The 16,660-nt window shown below is 63.2% G+C and carries 15 protein-coding genes; 12 read left to right on the forward strand and 3 right to left on the reverse strand.

Going from position 1 to position 16,660, the window contains the following annotated elements; genetic code table 11:
* The first annotated feature begins 11 nt into the window (after window positions 1–11).
* The 3 genes from nthB (at window position 12) to EB233_RS16315 (ending at window position 2,300) form a co-directional block, all read left to right on the forward strand.
* Window positions 12–671, forward strand: coding sequence for a nitrile hydratase subunit beta (gene nthB, locus EB233_RS16305; protein WP_064988242.1), 660 nt, complete (start codon window positions 12–14; stop codon window positions 669–671).
* Window positions 640–1,017: a nitrile hydratase accessory protein gene (locus EB233_RS16310; RefSeq protein ID WP_155765292.1), complete on the forward strand. Its 378-nt coding sequence runs from the start codon at window positions 640–642 to the stop codon at window positions 1,015–1,017. Before nthB ends, EB233_RS16310 begins: the two co-directional genes overlap by 32 nt.
* A gap of 155 nt (window positions 1,018–1,172) precedes the next feature.
* A complete protein-coding gene (locus EB233_RS16315; RefSeq protein WP_027051209.1) occupies window positions 1,173–2,300 on the forward strand; it encodes an ATP-dependent DNA helicase in 1,128 nt (375 codons plus the stop codon).
* A gap of 2 nt (window positions 2,301–2,302) precedes the next feature.
* Here the strand turns inward: EB233_RS16315 and EB233_RS16320 are convergent, their stop codons facing one another.
* Window positions 2,303–2,722, reverse strand: coding sequence for a SpoIIAA family protein (locus tag EB233_RS16320; RefSeq protein ID WP_064988797.1), 420 nt, complete (start codon window positions 2,720–2,722; stop codon window positions 2,303–2,305).
* A gap of 154 nt (window positions 2,723–2,876) precedes the next feature.
* On the opposite strand from EB233_RS16320, the gene EB233_RS16325 reads away from it, so the two are divergent.
* The 4 genes from EB233_RS16325 (at window position 2,877) to EB233_RS16340 (ending at window position 8,821) form a co-directional block, all read left to right on the forward strand.
* Window positions 2,877–3,617 (forward strand): pyridoxine 5'-phosphate synthase, encoded by a 741-nt coding sequence (locus EB233_RS16325; RefSeq protein WP_064988244.1) that lies wholly within the window; start codon window positions 2,877–2,879, stop codon window positions 3,615–3,617.
* Window positions 3,618–3,715: 98 nt separating this feature from the next.
* Entirely contained in the window at window positions 3,716–5,629 is a 1,914-nt protein-coding gene (locus EB233_RS16330; RefSeq protein WP_064988245.1) for a potassium transporter Kup, read from the forward strand.
* 188 nt (window positions 5,630–5,817) lie between these two features.
* Window positions 5,818–7,737, forward strand: coding sequence for a potassium transporter Kup (locus EB233_RS16335; RefSeq protein WP_064988246.1), 1,920 nt, complete (start codon window positions 5,818–5,820; stop codon window positions 7,735–7,737).
* A 43-nt stretch (window positions 7,738–7,780) separates the two neighbouring features.
* Entirely contained in the window at window positions 7,781–8,821 is a 1,041-nt protein-coding gene (locus tag EB233_RS16340; protein WP_064988247.1) for an SDR family oxidoreductase, read from the forward strand.
* 34 nt (window positions 8,822–8,855) lie between these two features.
* Here EB233_RS16340 and EB233_RS16345 read toward each other — a convergent pair whose 3' ends face one another.
* On the reverse strand, window positions 8,856–9,746 hold the full coding sequence (locus EB233_RS16345) for an SDR family oxidoreductase (protein WP_064988248.1): 891 nt from the start codon (window positions 9,744–9,746) through the stop codon (window positions 8,856–8,858).
* Between the two features lie 145 nt (window positions 9,747–9,891).
* Here EB233_RS16345 and EB233_RS16350 point away from each other — a divergent pair, with 145 nt between their 5' ends.
* The 3 genes from EB233_RS16350 (at window position 9,892) to EB233_RS16360 (ending at window position 14,488) form a co-directional block, all read left to right on the forward strand.
* Window positions 9,892–10,302 (forward strand): winged helix-turn-helix transcriptional regulator, encoded by a 411-nt coding sequence (locus EB233_RS16350; RefSeq protein ID WP_064988249.1) that lies wholly within the window; start codon window positions 9,892–9,894, stop codon window positions 10,300–10,302.
* 84 nt (window positions 10,303–10,386) lie between these two features.
* Complete coding sequence (locus tag EB233_RS16355) at window positions 10,387–11,643, forward strand: FAD-dependent oxidoreductase (RefSeq protein ID WP_064988798.1); 1,257 nt, start codon at window positions 10,387–10,389, stop codon at window positions 11,641–11,643.
* Between the two features lie 34 nt (window positions 11,644–11,677).
* Window positions 11,678–14,488 carry a CHAT domain-containing protein gene (locus tag EB233_RS16360; RefSeq protein ID WP_171892238.1) on the forward strand — a complete coding sequence of 937 codons (2,811 nt, stop codon included), beginning with the start codon at window positions 11,678–11,680 and terminating at the stop codon, window positions 14,486–14,488.
* Between the two features lie 38 nt (window positions 14,489–14,526).
* On the opposite strand, the gene EB233_RS16365 is transcribed toward EB233_RS16360, so the two are convergent.
* Window positions 14,527–15,252 (reverse strand): glutathione S-transferase family protein, encoded by a 726-nt coding sequence (locus tag EB233_RS16365; RefSeq protein ID WP_081293934.1) that lies wholly within the window; start codon window positions 15,250–15,252, stop codon window positions 14,527–14,529.
* Window positions 15,253–15,352: 100 nt separating this feature from the next.
* On the opposite strand from EB233_RS16365, the gene EB233_RS16370 reads away from it, so the two are divergent.
* Together EB233_RS16370 and EB233_RS16375 are read left to right on the forward strand one after the other, a co-directional pair.
* On the forward strand, window positions 15,353–15,811 hold the full coding sequence (locus EB233_RS16370; RefSeq protein ID WP_064988252.1) for a MarR family winged helix-turn-helix transcriptional regulator: 459 nt from the start codon (window positions 15,353–15,355) through the stop codon (window positions 15,809–15,811).
* Window positions 15,812–15,977: 166 nt separating this feature from the next.
* Window positions 15,978–16,649: a TetR/AcrR family transcriptional regulator gene (locus EB233_RS16375; RefSeq protein ID WP_425487736.1), complete on the forward strand. Its 672-nt coding sequence runs from the start codon at window positions 15,978–15,980 to the stop codon at window positions 16,647–16,649.
* The last annotated feature ends 11 nt before the right edge of the window (window positions 16,650–16,660 follow it).

Here is a 16,660-nt window from a genome sequence, read left to right on the forward strand (position 1 = left end):
GGGGAGGCGGCATGAACGGACCGCAGGATCTCGGCGGGCAGATGGGGTTCGGCCCGGTCGCGCCCGAAAAGGACGAGCCCTATTTCCACGCAGACTGGGAGAGGCGAGCGCTCGGCGTGACGCTGACGGCCGGCTCCATGGGCGCCTGGAACATCGACGAGAGCCGGCACGCACGGGAATCGCTGCATCCGGCCGACTATTATTCCTCCAGTTACTATCAGATCTGGATCAAGGCGCTGGAGACCCTGCTCAAGCGGCATGGTTTCGTCAGCGAACGCGATCTCGAGGCGGGCGAGGCGATCGACCCGGCGGCCACCCCGAAACGGGTGCTGAAGGCCGAAAACGTTCCGGCCGTGCTGGCCAAGGGCGGTCCCTGCGACCGGCCGATGGCGGAGCCGGCGCGCTTCAAGGCCGGCGATCCCGTGCGGACCAAGAACTTCAACCCGACCGGCCACACGAGGCTGCCGCGTTACGCCCGCGGCAAGCGGGGCACGATCGAGGCGGTGCGTGACGGCTTCGTCTTTCCCGACACCAATGCGCACGGGCAGGGCGAGAACCCGCAATGGGTCTATACGGTGGTTTTCGATGGCACGGAGATCTGGGGCGAGGGCGCCGATCCGACGGTTGTTGTCTCGATCGATGCCTGGGAGAGCTATCTTGAGCCGGCCTGACGGGATCGTCGCCGATTTGCCTGCCGGCGTCGATGCGCCGGTTTTCGCCGAGCCCTGGCAGGCCGAAGCCTTCGCCATGACCGTGGCACTGCACGACAAGGGTCTGTTTTCGTGGGGCGAATGGGCGGATGCGCTGTCGGCGGAAGTGAAGAAGCCAGGTGCGGCTGCCGATGGCCATGATTATTACGAGCACTGGCTGGCGGCGCTGGAAGCACTGCTTGCCTCCAAGGGGCTGGCCGCCAAGCCAGATGTCGACGCAATGGCGCAGGCCTGGGAACGTGCTGCGCATGCCACGCCGCACGGCAAGCCGATCCTGCTGGAGAATGATCCGCACATCACTGGATGATCGCGACGCCACCAAGCGATCGCGAACGGCGCGTGTTCCCTTTACGTTCTCGTCGGCGGCTGATAGCCTGAAGTGTAGGGGAGTTCGCTACGGCCGACATTGATGGTGGTGGCAGCTGTCTTGTCTTTCCCTCGCGAATCCGGTCACACGATCAGATGGAATTTTCACCCCAACAGGACGAGGCACTGCAGGCCGTCGCCCGCTGGCTGCAGGCAGGTAAGCCGCAGTTGTTCCGGCTGTTCGGCTATGCCGGCACCGGCAAGACGACGCTGGCGCGCTATTTCGCCGAACATGTCGACGGCCAGGTACAGTTCGCCGCCTTTACCGGCAAGGCGGCGCAGGTGCTGCGCTCCAAGGGGGCGGTCAATGCCCGCACCATCCATTCGCTGATCTACAGGCCCAAGGGCGAGGAATCGGTGGAAGACGAGGTCACCGGCAAGACCTCGATGTCGCCGACTTTTTCGCTCAACCGGCAAAGCCCGATCTCGCGCGCAAAACTGGTCGTCATCGACGAATGCTCGATGGTCGACGAGCAGCTCGGCCGCGACTTGATGAGTTTCGGCACGCCGATCTTGGTGCTGGGCGATCCCGGCCAGTTGCCGCCGATTTCGGGCGGCGGCTTCTTCACCGATCACGAGCCAGACTTCCTGCTCACCGAAATCCACCGGCAGGCGCGTGACAACCCGATCCTGCGGCTGGCGCTCGATGTGCGCGAAGGGCGCGAATTCATGCGCGGCGACTATGGCACCGCGCAGGTGATCGGCAAGGAAGACGTCAATCAGGAGCTGGTGCTGAAAGCCGACCAGGTGCTGGTCGGCACCAACCGGACGCGTCGCCGCTACAATCAGCGTCTGCGCGAGCTCAAGGGCTTCAATGCCGACTATCCGCAGGCCGGTGACAAGCTGGTTTGCCTGCGCAACGATCCCGCCAAGGGGCTGCTCAATGGTTCGCTGTGGAAGGTGATGACCTCGTCGCGCGAGACCATAAAGCCAGGCATTAACCTGCTGGTTTCGCCCGAAGAGGACGATCCCGACCGCGGCGTAGCCAAGATCAAGCTGCTCAAGGCGGCGTTCGAGGATCCCGACGCCGACATCCCCTGGCAGCAGAAGAAGCGCTTCGACGATTTCGACTATGGCTATGCGTTGACCGTGCACAAGGCGCAGGGTTCGCAGTGGAACGAGATCGTACTGTTCGATGAAAGCTGGGCCTTCAAGGAGACCCGCCAGCGCTGGCTTTATACCGCGATCACTCGCGCTGCCGAACGATTGACCATTGTCAGATAGAGTTATGACGACGGCTTTTCTCGCGCGCCGACTTGCCGGGCCTCGAGCCATTTCCAGGCCTCGTCTTCATCCTCGGCTTTGAAATGGCGGAATTCGATGGGCGACGACGCGGGCAAAGCGTGCCGCGCATCCGGCGTCCAGTCCGGCGCGCCGATCGCCGCGCAACGGCCTATATGCTCCAGCGCGTGGACGGCGCCCTGCTTGAGCGTGTCGTCGGATATGTCGGTCCAGTCGACGCCATCGTGATCGACCATGCGCACGGCCACGTCGATTCGCTTGTGGAGCGCATAGGCCGCTTCCAGCAGGCCGAACAGGTTTTCCGCATCTGCCGCCGAGACATGACCGACCACGTCGATGGCGAACAGGTCCTCGCGAGCGGTGTCGATGCGACGGATCGCCGGCACGGATTGCAGGAAATTCACGGCGGATGCCTCCTTTTGCGCAATAGCGTTGGTCTTCTGGAACACCCGAAACCCCTATCTGTTCCCGTCAAAGACGCTATAGATGCCCTGTCTCAAGCGCACCGCGGCTGAACAGTGGCGCGCCTTAACCGCCTGATTTCACGGACGCCAGACCATGCCCGCCAAGCTTTCCGTCAACCTCAACGCCATCGCCATGCTGCGCAACCGGCGCGACCTGCCATGGCCCAGCGTGATCGGTACAGGCCGGCTGGCGCTTGCCGCTGGGGCACATGGGCTGACCGTCCACCCGCGTCCCGATGAGCGTCACACACGGCATTCCGACCTGCCCGAGATCCGGGCGCTGATCGACGATGAGTTTCCGCAGGCCGAATTCAACATCGAGGGCTACCCGAGCGAGGATTTCCTGGCGCTTGTCGAAAAGCACCAGCCCGAACAGGTGACGCTGGTTCCCGATGATCCGGCACAGGCAACTTCCGACCATGGCTGGAACTTCGTCGCCGATGCGGCATTCCTGGCGCCGATCGTCAAACGTCTGAAGAAGGGCGGGTTCAGGGTGTCGCTCTTTTCGGACGCCGACCCTGCCGGCATGACGGCCGCGCGCGATACCGGGGCCGACCGGATCGAGCTTTATACCGGCCCTTATGGAAGCTACCATTCCGATTCCGCAAAGGCGGCCAATGAGCTGGAAAGATTGGGGAAAACAGCCGACGCGGCATTTGCCGTCGGTCTGCAGGTCAATGCCGGCCACGATCTGACGGTGGGCAACCTGCCCGCTCTGGCAAGGCGCATTCCGGCATTGGCTGAAGTGTCGATCGGGCATGGGTTGACAGCCGACGCGTTGGAGTATGGCATGGCCGGCACGGTGGGTCGGTTTCTCAAGGCCTGCGGCTGGTAGGGGTAGAGCTTCGCCTTGCAGGTATGGCAGCCATGGCGTGCAATTGACATCGCGTTGCGGCATGCGTGAAGCACCGCGCGCTTGTCGGGGAGTGGTCCATGGACCTTGCCAGTCGCGGTAGCGAGGCCGAAACCGCCGAGCAATCGAGCCATTCCGAGGCCGAAAAGCAAAGCACCAAGGTTTTGATGCTGGGTGCGCTTGGCGTTGTCTATGGCGATATCGGGACCAGTCCGATCTACGCCTTTCGTGAGGCGCTTCACGCTTCGCCAGGCATCGATACGCGCGCTCACGTGCTTGGCGTGTTGTCACTGATCGTCTGGGCGCTGACCATCATCGTGACCATAAAATATGTCGCCTTCGTGCTTCGGGCCGACAACAAGGGCGAAGGCGGCACGCTGTCGCTGATGTCGCTGGCGCGCAGCGCCTATCCCAAAGGCGCGCGGCTGATCCTGGCGATCGGCCTTTGCGGCGCGGCGTTGTTCTTCGGTGATTCGATCATCACGCCGGCCATCTCGGTGCTGTCGGCGGTCGAGGGCCTCAGGGTGGTGACGCCGACACTGGACGCTTACGTCGTGCCGATCACGCTGATCATCCTGGCCATCCTGTTCTCGGTGCAACGTTTCGGCACTGGAAAGGTGGCGGCCGTGTTCGGGCCGGTGACCGCGCTGTGGTTCGTGGCTATCGGCGTAGCGGGGCTTTATCACCTGATGGACGATCCATCGATCCTGCTGGCCATCAATCCGTATTACGCGGTCGCCTATCTCGCCAGCACGCCCACGGCCGCCTTCGTCACTGTCGGCGCGGTGTTCCTGGCGGTGACCGGGGCCGAGGCGCTCTATGTCGATCTCGGCCATTTTGGGCGCAGGCCTATCGTGTTGGCGTGGTTTTCCGTGGTCTTCCCCTGCCTGCTGCTCAACTATTTCGGGCAGGGTGCATTTGTGCTGGCCAATGGCGGAAGGCCGACCAATCCATTCTTCCAGATGCTGCCTGAATGGGCACTGATGCCGATGGTGGGGCTGGCGACGGCCGCGACGGTCATCGCCAGCCAGGCAGTCATATCGGGTGCTTTTTCGCTGACCCGCCAGGCTGTGCAGCTCAACCTTCTGCCACGCATCGAGGTACAGCATACTTCCGAAATGCAACTCGGCCAGATCTACATGCCCCGCGTCAATCTGCTCATCGCCTTGGGAGTGATGTTGCTGGTCGTCGGTTTCGGCAGCTCGAGTTCGCTGGCTTCCGCCTATGGCATCTCGGTGACCGGCGAAATGCTGATGACGACGATCCTGCTGTTCGTCGTCATGCGCAAGCTGTGGAAATGGACGTTGGCGGTCGCCCTGCCTCTGACCTTGCTGTTCGGCATCATCGACAGCGGCTTCTTCCTGGCAAACATCGTGAAGATCTTCGAAGGCGGCTGGGTCTCGATCACGGTTGCCTGCCTGATGGGGCTGATCATGTGGACCTGGATACGCGGCACCCGCTATCTGTTCGACAAGACTCGCCGCAACGAGATTCCGCTCGATTTCCTCGCCGCCAACCTTTTGAAGAAGAAGCCGCATCTGGTGGCGGGCACCGCGGTGTTCCTGACCAGCGATCCGCTCAGTGCACCGACGGCGCTGATGCACAGTCTGAAGCACTACAAGGTGCTGCACGAGCACAACGTCATCCTTTCCGTGGTGACGGCGCCGCAACCGGTGGTGCCGGACAGCGACAGGGTCAAGATGGAGACGGTCAACGAGCTGTTCATGCGGGTGACGCTGACCTTCGGCTATATGGAACAGCCCAACGTCCCCCGCGCTCTGGCGATTTGCCGCAAGCAAGGCTGGAAGTTCGACATCATGACGACCTCCTTCTTCCTGTCACGGCGCTCGCTCAAGGCCTCGCCCAATTCGGGCATGCCGGTGTGGCAGGACCGGTTGTTCATCGGTCTGGCCAGAACAGCGGCCGACGCGACCGAATATTTCCAGATCCCGACCGGACGGGTCGTGGAAATCGGCACACAAGTCGCTATTTAAGGCGGATGCGGCAGGTCTTATGGGCGGGCCAGCCATGTCCCTCAGCCGCGAATTCAGCCCGCGGCCATTGGATTTCAGGCCATTTCCCAAGGAGCCTAGCGTTGCCTGCAGGGGAGATATCACGTGACGGCACTTGATATTGCATTGCAGCAAGCGTAGAGCACCGCGCGCTTATCGGAGTGTCGTCCATGGCCCTTGCCAACACTGGTAGTGAGGCAGAACCCGTCGAACAGTCGAGCCATCCGGAAATCGAACAGCATAGCACCAAGGTGCTGATGCTGGGCGCGCTGGGCGTGGTCTATGGCGATATCGGCACCAGCCCGATCTATGCCTTTCGCGAGGCGCTGGTGGCGTCGTCGCACGGCAGCATTGCGCAACGCGAAGATATTCTCGGTGTGCTGTCGCTCATCATCTGGTCGCTGACGATCATCGTCACCATCAAATACATCATGTTCGTGCTGCGCGCCGACAATCGCGGCGAGGGCGGTGTGCTGTCGCTGATGGCGCTGGCGCGCGGCAGTTTTCCGAAGCGCTCGGCGCTGATGCTCGGCGTTGGTATCGTCGGCGCCTCGCTGTTTTTCGGCGACGCGGTCATCACGCCGGCAATTTCGGTCCTGTCGGCAGTCGAGGGGATGAATGTCGTCACGCCCACCTTCCAACCCTATGTCGTGCCGCTGACGCTGGTCATTCTCGCCATGGTGTTCGCGGTGCAACGTTTCGGCACCGGCGGCGTGGGAATGGTTTTCGGTCCGGTAACCGCGGTCTGGTTCCTGGCCATCGGCCTTTCCGGCCTGAACCATATCGTCGCCGATCCGGAAATCCTGTGGGCGATCAGCCCGCACTATATCGTCGCCTTCCTGATCCATTCGCCCGACGTCGCCTTCGTCACCATCGGCGCCATCTTCCTTGCGGTCACCGGTGCCGAGGCGCTCTATGCCGATCTCGGCCATTTCGGCCGCAAGCCGATCGTGCTGGCCTGGCTGGCGATCGTGTTCCCCTGCCTGCTTTTGAACTATGCCGGGCAGGGCGCCTTCGTGCTGGCGAAGAATGGCGTTGTCGGCCATCCGTTCTTCGAGATGAACGAAGGCTGGGCGCTGATTCCGATGGTGGTGCTGGCGACAGCGGCTACAGTCATCGCCAGCCAGGCGGTCATTTCAGGGGCTTTTTCGCTAACCCGCCAGGCGGTGCAGCTCAACATGCTGCCCCGGCTGGAAATCCTGCATACTTCGGAAAAGCAGTCCGGCCAGATCTACATGCCGCGCGTCAACCTGTTGCTGGCATTGGTGGTGATGATGCTGGTGGTTGGCTTCGGCGAATCCAGCAAGCTCGCGTCGGCCTATGGCATTTCGGTGACCGGCAACATGCTGGTGACGACGGTGCTGCTCTACGTCGTCATGACGCGCATCTGGAAGTGGAAGCTGTCGCTGGCGATCCCGCTGACGGTACTATTCGCTCTCATCGATATAGGCTTCTTCGCCTCCAACATCGTCAAGGTGTTCGAAGGCGGCTGGGCGTCGCTGCTGGTGGCGTTCACCATCGTGCTGGGCATGTGGACCTGGGTGCGCGGCAGCCGCTATCTGTTCGACAAGACCCGCCGCAACGAGATCCCGCTCGATTTCCTGGCCGGCAATCTGCTGAAGAAGAAACCGCAGCTGGTGTCGGGCACCGCGGTGTTCCTGACCAGCGACCCGCTCAGTGCGCCGACAGCGCTGATGCACAGCCTGAAGCACTACAAGGTGCTGCATGAGCAGAACGTCATCCTTTCCGTGGTGACGGCGCCGCAGCCGGTGGTGCCCGACAGCGACCGGGTCAAGATGGAGATGGTCAACGAGCTGTTCATGCGGGTGACGCTGACCTTCGGCTATATGGAACAGCCCAATATTCCACGCGCGCTGGCGATTTGCCGCAAGCAAGGCTGGAAGTTCGACATCATGACGACCTCCTTCTTCCTGTCACGGCGCTCGCTCAAGGCTTCGCCCAATTCGGGCATGCCGATGTGGCAGGATCGGCTGTTCATCGGCCTGGCCAGAACGGCGGCCGACGCGACCGAATATTTCCAGATCCCCACCGGACGTGTGGTAGAGATCGGCACGCAGGTGGCGATCTAAGCGTCGAACGAACACCTGACCTGACGAAGTTGGGGAGGCGGGCATGAGCGGCGAATTGGTGCTTGTCACCGGCGGATCAGGTTTCCTCGGCGCCCACTGTGTCCTTGAACTCCTGAAGGCGGGCTACCGCGTGCGCACTACGGTGCGCTCCGCCAGGCGTGAAGCCGATGTGCTGGCTATGCTGAAGGTGGGCGGCGTCGGGCCGGGCGACAGGCTGTCCTTTGCCGTGGCCGACCTCATGAACGACGCCGGCTGGCCGCAGGCGGTCGCCGGCTGCGACTATGTGCTCCATGTCGCCTCGCCATTTCCGCCCGGCGTGCCGAAGCATGAGGACGATTTGATCATCCCGGCTCGTGAGGGTGCATTGCGGGTGCTGCGGGCCGTACGGGACGCAGGCGTGAAACGCGTCGTGCTGACCTCGTCCTTCGCGGCCATCGGCTACGGCAAGATGCCGCCCGACGGCCGGCCTTTCACCGAGGAGAGCTGGACCGATCCGAGCGCCAAGGTCAGCGCCTATGTGAAGTCGAAGACCCTTGCCGAGCGCGCCGCCTGGGATTTCATCGCCGCCGAGGGCGGCAGGCTGGAACTGTCGGTCGTCAATCCGGTCGGCATTTTCGGCCCGGTGCTGGGGTCCGACCATTCGACCTCGACCGAATTTGTCCAGCGCATGATGAACGGCGCCATGCCTGGGCTGCCGCGCCTGTCCTTCGGCGTCGTCGATGCGCGCGACGTGGCGGACCTGCATGTGCGTGCCATGACCAACCCGGCCGCCGCGGGCGAGCGCTTCCTGGCGGTATCAGGCGATTTCATGACCGTGCGGGAGATCGCGCAGACCCTGAAAACGCGGCTCGGCGATGCGGCGGCACGCGTCAAGACGCGTGAGCTTCCCGATTGGCTGGTGCGGGTCGTCGGACTGTTCAATCCGGAAGCCGCACAGCTGGTAACGGAATTGGGCAAGGTCAAGAATGCCACCAACGCCAAGGCGGTGCGTGTGCTCGGCTGGGCGCCGCGCTCGCGGCAAGACGCACTGGCCGCGACCGGCGAGAGCCTGGTCCGGCTCGGCCTGGTCAAGGCATCGAAGTAGCGCGGCGGGAAGGCGACCTCCCGCCGCGCGGATATCAGCCGGCCAGGGCGGCTTTGTTGGCTTCCAGGAACTGCTTCAACGGTGCCGACTTTCGGCCGGAAAGCGTCTCCACCGAATCCGTAACCATGCCGAGGTCGCCGGCGCGTGTGGCGGCGTCGAAGGACACCAGAACCTTGGCGATGCCCTCCGGCAGGCCGGCTCCCTTCATGCCCTCGGTCAGGGCCTCGTCGGAAAGCTGGATGACCTGGATCGGCTTGCCGGTGAGTTCGGTGACGATCGCCGCAACTTCGGCGGTCTTGTAGGCCTTGGGGCCAGTCAGCGTATAAGTCTTGCTTTCGCTGGTGTCCGACGCCAGACCCGCAGCAATCGCCGCCGCATAGTCGTCACGCGCGCCATAGGAAATGGTGCCATCGCCGGCCGATGTGTACCATTGGCCCGACGCCAGGACCTGCGGCATCGCCATGAACAGGTTCTCGCCGTACCAGCCATTGCGGAAGATCGTGAAGGGGATGCCGCTCGCCTTGATCGCCTGTTCGGTGTCGTAATGGTCGGGCGCGAAGAGGACAGGGGAACCGGGCTCCGTGTTGGGCATCGAGGTGTAAAGCAGGTGGCCGACGCCTGCCTTGCTGGCCGCGGCGACTGCCGCCAGCTGCTGCTCTCGCCGCTTTCCCTGGATCGCCAACTCGTTGGTTGAAATGATGAGCGCCCGATCGGCGCCCGCGAAGGCCTTGGCGAGCGAAGCCTGATCGTCGAAATCCGCCTCGCGGACAGTAACACCGCGCGCGGCGAGATCAGCGAGGCTGGCCGGCGTGCGGGTGGTGGCGATAATACGGGACGCCGGCTCCTTGAAGGTGTCGAGCAGATGGTTGATGACGCTTCGGCCGAGCTGGCCGGACGCGCCGGTGACGAGGAGGGTTGCGGTCATGGGAGATCCTGACGTTGCGCCGAAAGGGCGGTTCGGGTGTCGGTCTCAAAAAGAGACCAGCACTAAAATAAGAATTGACCCGATGCCGTAAAGAAGGCAGTTTTTCGGGAGGTAGGCACACGCAGGGAACCACCGGGAAGCGGCCATGGACAGCACTGTCATCAATCTGAAGTCCAAGCTCGAAATCTACAAAGCGATGACCGGCGGCGGAAATCTCGCCGACTGCCCGGTTCGCGACGTGATCCAGGGGTTGAACGGCAAATGGAGTTCGCTGTTGACGGCGGCACTTGCCGAGCAGCCCTATCGCTTCGGTGAGTTGCGGCGGCTGGTCCCCGATATTTCGCAGCGCATGCTGACCCAGACGCTCCATGAGTTGCAGCGCGATGGTTACGTGCATCGCGAAGTCTTCCCGACCAAGCCGCCGAGCGTCGAATACAGCCTCACCGACCTCGGGCGGTCGATGTTTGGCGCCTTGCAGCATTTGCTTCAGTGGGCCGAGCTCAACCACGATGCGGTGCGCGAGGCGCGCAAGGAGTTTGATACGGCCCAAGCCTGAGCCTGGCTTGCACCATTGAAGCGTCAAAGCGCCAGCTTGCCTGTGGCATCCATAAGGGATTGTGCCGCCGTTTGGCGCGGGGGCATCGACATTTCCTACGACATCGCAATTGCGGGCGCCGGTCCGGCGGGGTTGGCCATGGCGCTCTATCTCAAGCGCGCCGGGCACCGGGTCACCATCTTCGAGCGCTTCGAGGCGCCGAAGCCGGTCGGCTCCGGCCTGATCCTGCAACCGACCGGCTTGACGGTTCTCGCCGATCTCGACCTGCTCGACGACATACTGGCGCTCGGCGCTCGCATCGACCGGCTGCATGGCGCCGATGCCTCGACCGGGCGCACCGTGCTCGACGTCCGCTATGACGCCCAACGGGGCGGGCGTTTCGGCTTGGCCGTACACCGGGCGGCACTGTTCGGGGTGCTGTTTCGCGCTGCCCGGCGCGAGGCCATTTCCATCGAGACCGGCGTCGAGATCGAGACGGTGGGAACCGGCGAACGCGCGGTGTTGGTCTCTGGTAATGGACGAAGGATTGGGCCGTTCGACCTGGTCGTCGACGCCAGCGGTTCGCGCTCGAAACTGCGGCAGAGTGTGGGCAGTGCAGGCGCGCCACGGCCACTAACCTATGGCGCGTTCTGGGCGTCGCTCGATTGGCGCGGCGAGGGCTTTGATGAGCACGCGCTTTCGCAGCGCTATGACAAGGCCAGCGTGATGATCGGCGTGCTGCCGATCGGCAGGCCCGAGCCCGGTGCCGGGAAGATGGCGGCCTTCTTCTGGAGCCTGAAGCCCGATGATGCCGAGAGGGTGCGCGCCCGGGGCCTGGAGGCCTGGAAGGAGAGGGTGGTGCGGCTTTGGCCGCAAAGCGAGGCGTACGCCAGCCAGATCGACAGTTTCGACCAATTGTCGCTGGCCCGCTACGGCCACCACACGATGAAGCTCCCGATTGGCCGCAGGCTCGCCGTCATCGGCGATGCCGCGCATTCGACCAGCCCGCAGCTCGGACAAGGGGCCAACATGGCGCTGCTCGACGCGGCTGCGCTCAGCCATGCGCTGGCGTGCGCGGAAACTATCGAGGCAGCGCTGGAAACCTATGCCAAGGCGCGACGTTGGCACGTGCGTGTCTTCCAGGCGCTGTCGCTGGCGTTCACGCCGTTCTACCAGTCGGATTCCGTGGCGCTGCCCTTCATCCGCGACAGGCTGGTGGCGACCATCGCAAAAATCCCGCCGGCACCACAGTTCCTCGCGTCGATGGTGGCCGGCACGGCGATCGACCCGTTCAAGCGGGCGGGGCTTGCCGAGGTGCGATGGGATTTCGGACGAGATCCTGGCCATGATACGAACGCATGACAGTTTTCGCTCAGGCCGGCTCCGAATGCACACCATGTTCAAAGCGCGAAAATCGCAACATCTGATGCGCGTCGTCGCATCTGTCCTGTTGATGCTGGCGGTGGCGTTTCCTTCACTGCAAGCGCAAGCCCAGACACCAGGTCAGACCAGCCAGCAGGCGCCGGCGGACAGCGAGGAGACCCTGAGAGCCCGCATCGACGCGGCCTACAGACTGATGATGGATGCCGGGCGCTTCGATGAAGGCTACGCACAGTTGCGGGCAACGCTGCTCGATGCCGCCAGAAGCGACCTCTACGAATTCACCGTGGAGAGTTATTCGAACGCCGGCGCGACCTTCCTCAACAACCAGATCCTCGACGACGCCGAAGAGATTTTTGCCGAAGGCCTGAAAACCCGAGCGATGCAGCAGGATGTCGCCAAGCGCGCCGACTTCTATCTCAACTATGCGATGCTGAAGCAGGCCGAGAAGGACTATCAGGGGTTCGTGTCTATGTGCGCGACAGCCACCAATTTATACGCCCGCTACCACGGCAAGGAGTCGCAGGAGCTCCTATATGCCAACGATGTGCTTGCGACCGGGGTCGCGGCATTCGGTCAGATCGCTTCCGCCATCAATATCGAGCAGCGCAATCTGAAGTTGGCCGGGCAGGTGACCGGCACGGATGATCGTTTCATCTGGAAGCTGCAGAACAATCTGGCCGACATGCTGCGCCAGATGGGGGCTCCAACTCGCGCCTTGCAGTACGACCTGGCCGTGCTGGAGAAGCGGACTGGCTACTACGGCGCAAATCATTTCAATGTTCTGGTCAGCGCCAACAACGCCGCGCAGGATTATCTGGACCTTGGCCAATACGACGAGGCCTTGCGCCACTTTCAGCAGAACCGCGACATTGCCGTCGTTCTGAAGCAGGAAGGCAATCTGGTCGAACAGGCCGACGCCTGGCTCCTGTACACCAAGGCGCTCTCCGGTGCGCAGCCGCTCGATCAGCCGACGATGGCACGGCTGCAACTACTGACCACCGACCCGAACTATCCCGAAATACTGGCAATCAAGATCGCCAACCTGCTCGCAGCGCATTTCGCAACCTTGGGTGACACCGAAAGCAGCATGGCCCAACTCGACCGAGCCTACCGCGTCGCCGGATCGACCTACGGCTCCGTGCACCCGCTGACGTTTGCAGCGCGTCAGGCGATGGCCAATCTCAAGGCGAAGACGAAGCCGGAGGCGGCGGCCGCCGATTTCGCCACTCTTGACGATGACATGCTGCGCTGGAATTGGTTCCAGGTCAGCACATCGGGCAATCCCGTTGTCGCCGAGGCCAGCCGTGCCCTGGCCGACGACATGCTGTACGACTATGCGCGCCTGGCAAAAGACAATGCGTCGGTGGTGCCGGCGTTTGCTGAAGCCGTACGCCGCTGGCCGACGCTTGAAAACGAGAAACGCGATCTGCTGCGAAGGCTCGCCCGCCTGATCGATCCGAGCGATGTCGAGACACGGTCATTGATCCAGACCGGAATACGGCTGTCCCTGGCCTATCAGGAGGCGTCGTCCAGCGGCTACAGCTCCGACGATCCGGGCGCGGTACAGCCCGAACAGGTCGAGGCGGCTTACCAAAAGGACACCGCCAAAGTCATGGCCAAGTACAGTTTCAGCCAGAGCCTGGTGGACAAACCGCTGCCATCGGCCAACACTCTGCTGAAGTCCAACGAAGCCCTGATCGCCTATTTCATCACCCGCAAGTGGCGGGCGGATCGGGAGAGCGCCGATCCTTTGGAAGACGAGCGCCTCTATGCGATCGTCACCCGCAAGGACCAGCCGCCGCGTCTCTACGATCTCGGCGATCCGCGCCGACTCATCCCTGCGGCTCGCGAGACACGCATGGCAGGTCTGAGGTCGACGCGTTCCTCACAGGAACGCGGCGCCGTGACCTTGATCGACCTGCACGCCACCTTCACCGGGCTTTACGCCGGCCTGATCGCGCCTTTGGAGCCGTCGCTTGGCGGTGCCGACACGCTTTTCGTGGTGCCGGACGGAAAGCTGTTTTCCGTGCCGTTCCCGCTGCTGCAGGACAGCAAGGGCGCGTCGCTCGACGACCGTTTCGTGGTGCGCATGCTGACGCGGCCGGAATCGCTGTTGAATGCTGGCGTCGATCAGAGTTTTCCCAGGACCGGCAAAGCCTTGCTGGCCGGCGGTCTTGACTATGCACGAGGTCCGGAAAAGGGGGCGGAGCCGCTGCCGGGTACCCGCAAGGAGGTCGACGCGATCGCCTCGATCCTGCGCGGCGATGACTATTCGGTCGAAGTGCTGACCGGAACGGCGGCGAGCGAGCGGACGCTGCGCCAGGATATGGAGCAGGCGACGGTCGCGCATCTGGCCACCCACGGCGCTTACCGTGACGAGAAAGAGGGTGGCCTGGGCGCCGTGAACGCGCTTTGGCAGAGCCAGGTCGTGCTGTCGCAGTCGGGAGACCGGCAGTCGATGAAACGGGACGATGATGACGGCCGGCTCTATGGCATGGAACTGATGAACTGGGATCTGTCGGGCCTCGACCTGCTTGTCCTGTCGGCTTGCGAGACCGCCCGTGGCCAGGAGACATTCGTCGGCGGTTTGCGCGGCCTGCCGACGGCGATCGACATTGCCGGCGCCAAACGCTCGCTGCTGACATTGTGGCCGGTGGACGACGCCGGCACCGCAGCCTTCATGGTCGGGTTCTACCGTCAGCTTGCCGCAGGGCAGACTTATCCGGAAGCGCTGCGCCAGACCCGCCGCGATGCTCGCGACGGCAAGATATCGGGTGCGCAGGACCCGCGGGTCTGGGCCGCCTTTGTCATGTTCGAGAACTGAGGCCGTTCAAGCGCCTCTGGTTCGCGACCCGCGCGCCCTCAGGCCGACCGCGCCAACGCAAATGACCCGGCTTGATCGTTGCGATGCATGAGGGTCGACAGAAATGAGCCCTTCGCTTGCAAGAAAGCGTGCAGACGGTGCGGATAGTCCGGCGCCACGGCGTCCCGGATCGATACACGATCACCCAACGCCTGCCGCCAGGCCTTTACGCCCGGCTTGTTGTCGAGGATGCCGAAATCGCCGATCTTGTCGATGGCGTCCATGTATCTGAAAATAGGCCCGTAGACCGCGTCGACGAGCGAGAAGCTGGCGCCGCCGAACCATGGACCGCTCCGATCGGTGCCGTCAGCCAGTTCGGCCTCGATGCGATCGAACATCCCCGACAGCGCGCGGGACTCGGCGAGAAATCCAGCCTCGGTCGACGCTGAATAGAATCGGCCGATGGCGTTGAGAATGGCCGAGCCGAACTCGATCCAGGCCCGATGCCGGGCACGGGCATAGGGATCCGTGGGGTGCAGCGGATCGGCGTGTGTCTCTTCGAGGAATTCGAGGATGACGGCGGATTCGAAGATCGTCGTTTCCTCGCCGTTCCGCCATACGCGCAGCAGCGGCACCTTGCCGAGCGGCGAGATCGCCTTGAACCAGTCCGGCTTGTCGGCGAGGTCGATGTCGACGCGCTCGAACGGCACGCCTTTCTCGGTCAACGAGATCGCCGCGCGCTGGACATAGGGGCAGAGAGGGTGGCTCACGAGAATGAGCTTCATGGGGTTTGCTCCTCGATTATCGATGCAGTTGCATCTATGTAGATGCATTCGCATTAGTCGTCAAGCTTGATGCATATGCATCTATCGCCTAGAATGGCTCATGACCGAAAAAGCCACGCCTTCGCCGGAAGCCATCAAGGCCTGGGCTCGCCTGATGCGCGTGTCGCGCCAGCTGGTGGAGAGCACGGAAGATGCGCTGAAAGAGGGCGGCCTGCCGCCGCTGGCCTGGTACGACGTGCTGCATGAGCTTGCCGAGGCAGGCGAGGGCGGGTTGCGGCCGTTTCAATTGATCGAGCGCACTCTGTTCGCGCAATACAACATCTCGCGGCTGCTGGCCCGGCTCGAGGCCGATGGGCTGGTCGAAAAACTGCCGGTGGCCGATGATGGCCGCGGGCAAACCATCCGCATCTCGACCAAGGGCCGCGAGACACGCCGCCGGATGTGGGCCGTCTATGGGCGGTCGATCGAGGAATTGGTTGGCGCCAAACTCTCGACGGACGAGCTGAACACGGTGTCGGCGTTGCTTGGCCGGCTGCGCCATCCGCCGGCGGACGATTGAAGCTGGCCAGCACCAAGCGGCCTTTGCGCACCATCGCCTTTTTGCAGTGCGGTATTTCTACTTTTGCCCTTGCGCCGGTTGCCGGATTGCGCAATATGCCGAACCGTAACGTACGGTACGCCTCGCTTTGACGGCGACCGTACCCATCCAACGGGAACCGAACGTGTTGCTGGCAGCCGCCGACATCGACAACAGCGAAGCGCTGACGGAACGGCAGAAAGCCGTTCTGGACGCAGTGCTACGGCTGTTGGTCGAGGAGGGTGATCAGCTGACCATGACCGCCGTAGCGAGGCGCGCCAGCTGTTCCAAGGAAACGCTCTACAAATGGTTCGGCGACCGCGACGGGCTGTTGACGGCAACCGTGCAGTGGCAAGCCTCCAAGGTGCGGGTGGCTCCGGTCGACGGAAAGGGGCTCGACCTTGCCTCGCTGGCGGCAAGCCTCCAGCGCTTCGCTTCCGACTGGCTCAAGGTGATCTCCAGCGACACCTCCATTGCGCTCAACCGGGTCGCGGTCGGCCATGCCGGGCCAACTAGGCGCAAAGAGGGCAAGGATAATCTCGGCGCCGTCGTGCTGGAAAATGGCCGTTTCGCGTTGGCAAGGCGGCTGAAGCCGGTGCTCGAGGCCGGGCGCCGGGCCGGGCTTCTCGATTTCGCGGATGCCGAGACGGCGTTCCGCACTTTTTTCGGGCTGGTCGCCCGAGACGTGCAGATCCGTCTGCTGTTGGGTGACCGGCTGGAATTGACTGAGGCGGCGATCGGCGGCGATGCCGCGCGGGCGACGCAGCAGTTTCTCGCTCTTCATGGAGCAAAAACCGGCCGCAAGGCCTCTGATTTCTAAAACGGGAAGGA

This window comes from Mesorhizobium erdmanii, assembly GCF_013170725.1.
Classification (GTDB): domain Bacteria; phylum Pseudomonadota; class Alphaproteobacteria; order Rhizobiales; family Rhizobiaceae; genus Mesorhizobium; species Mesorhizobium erdmanii.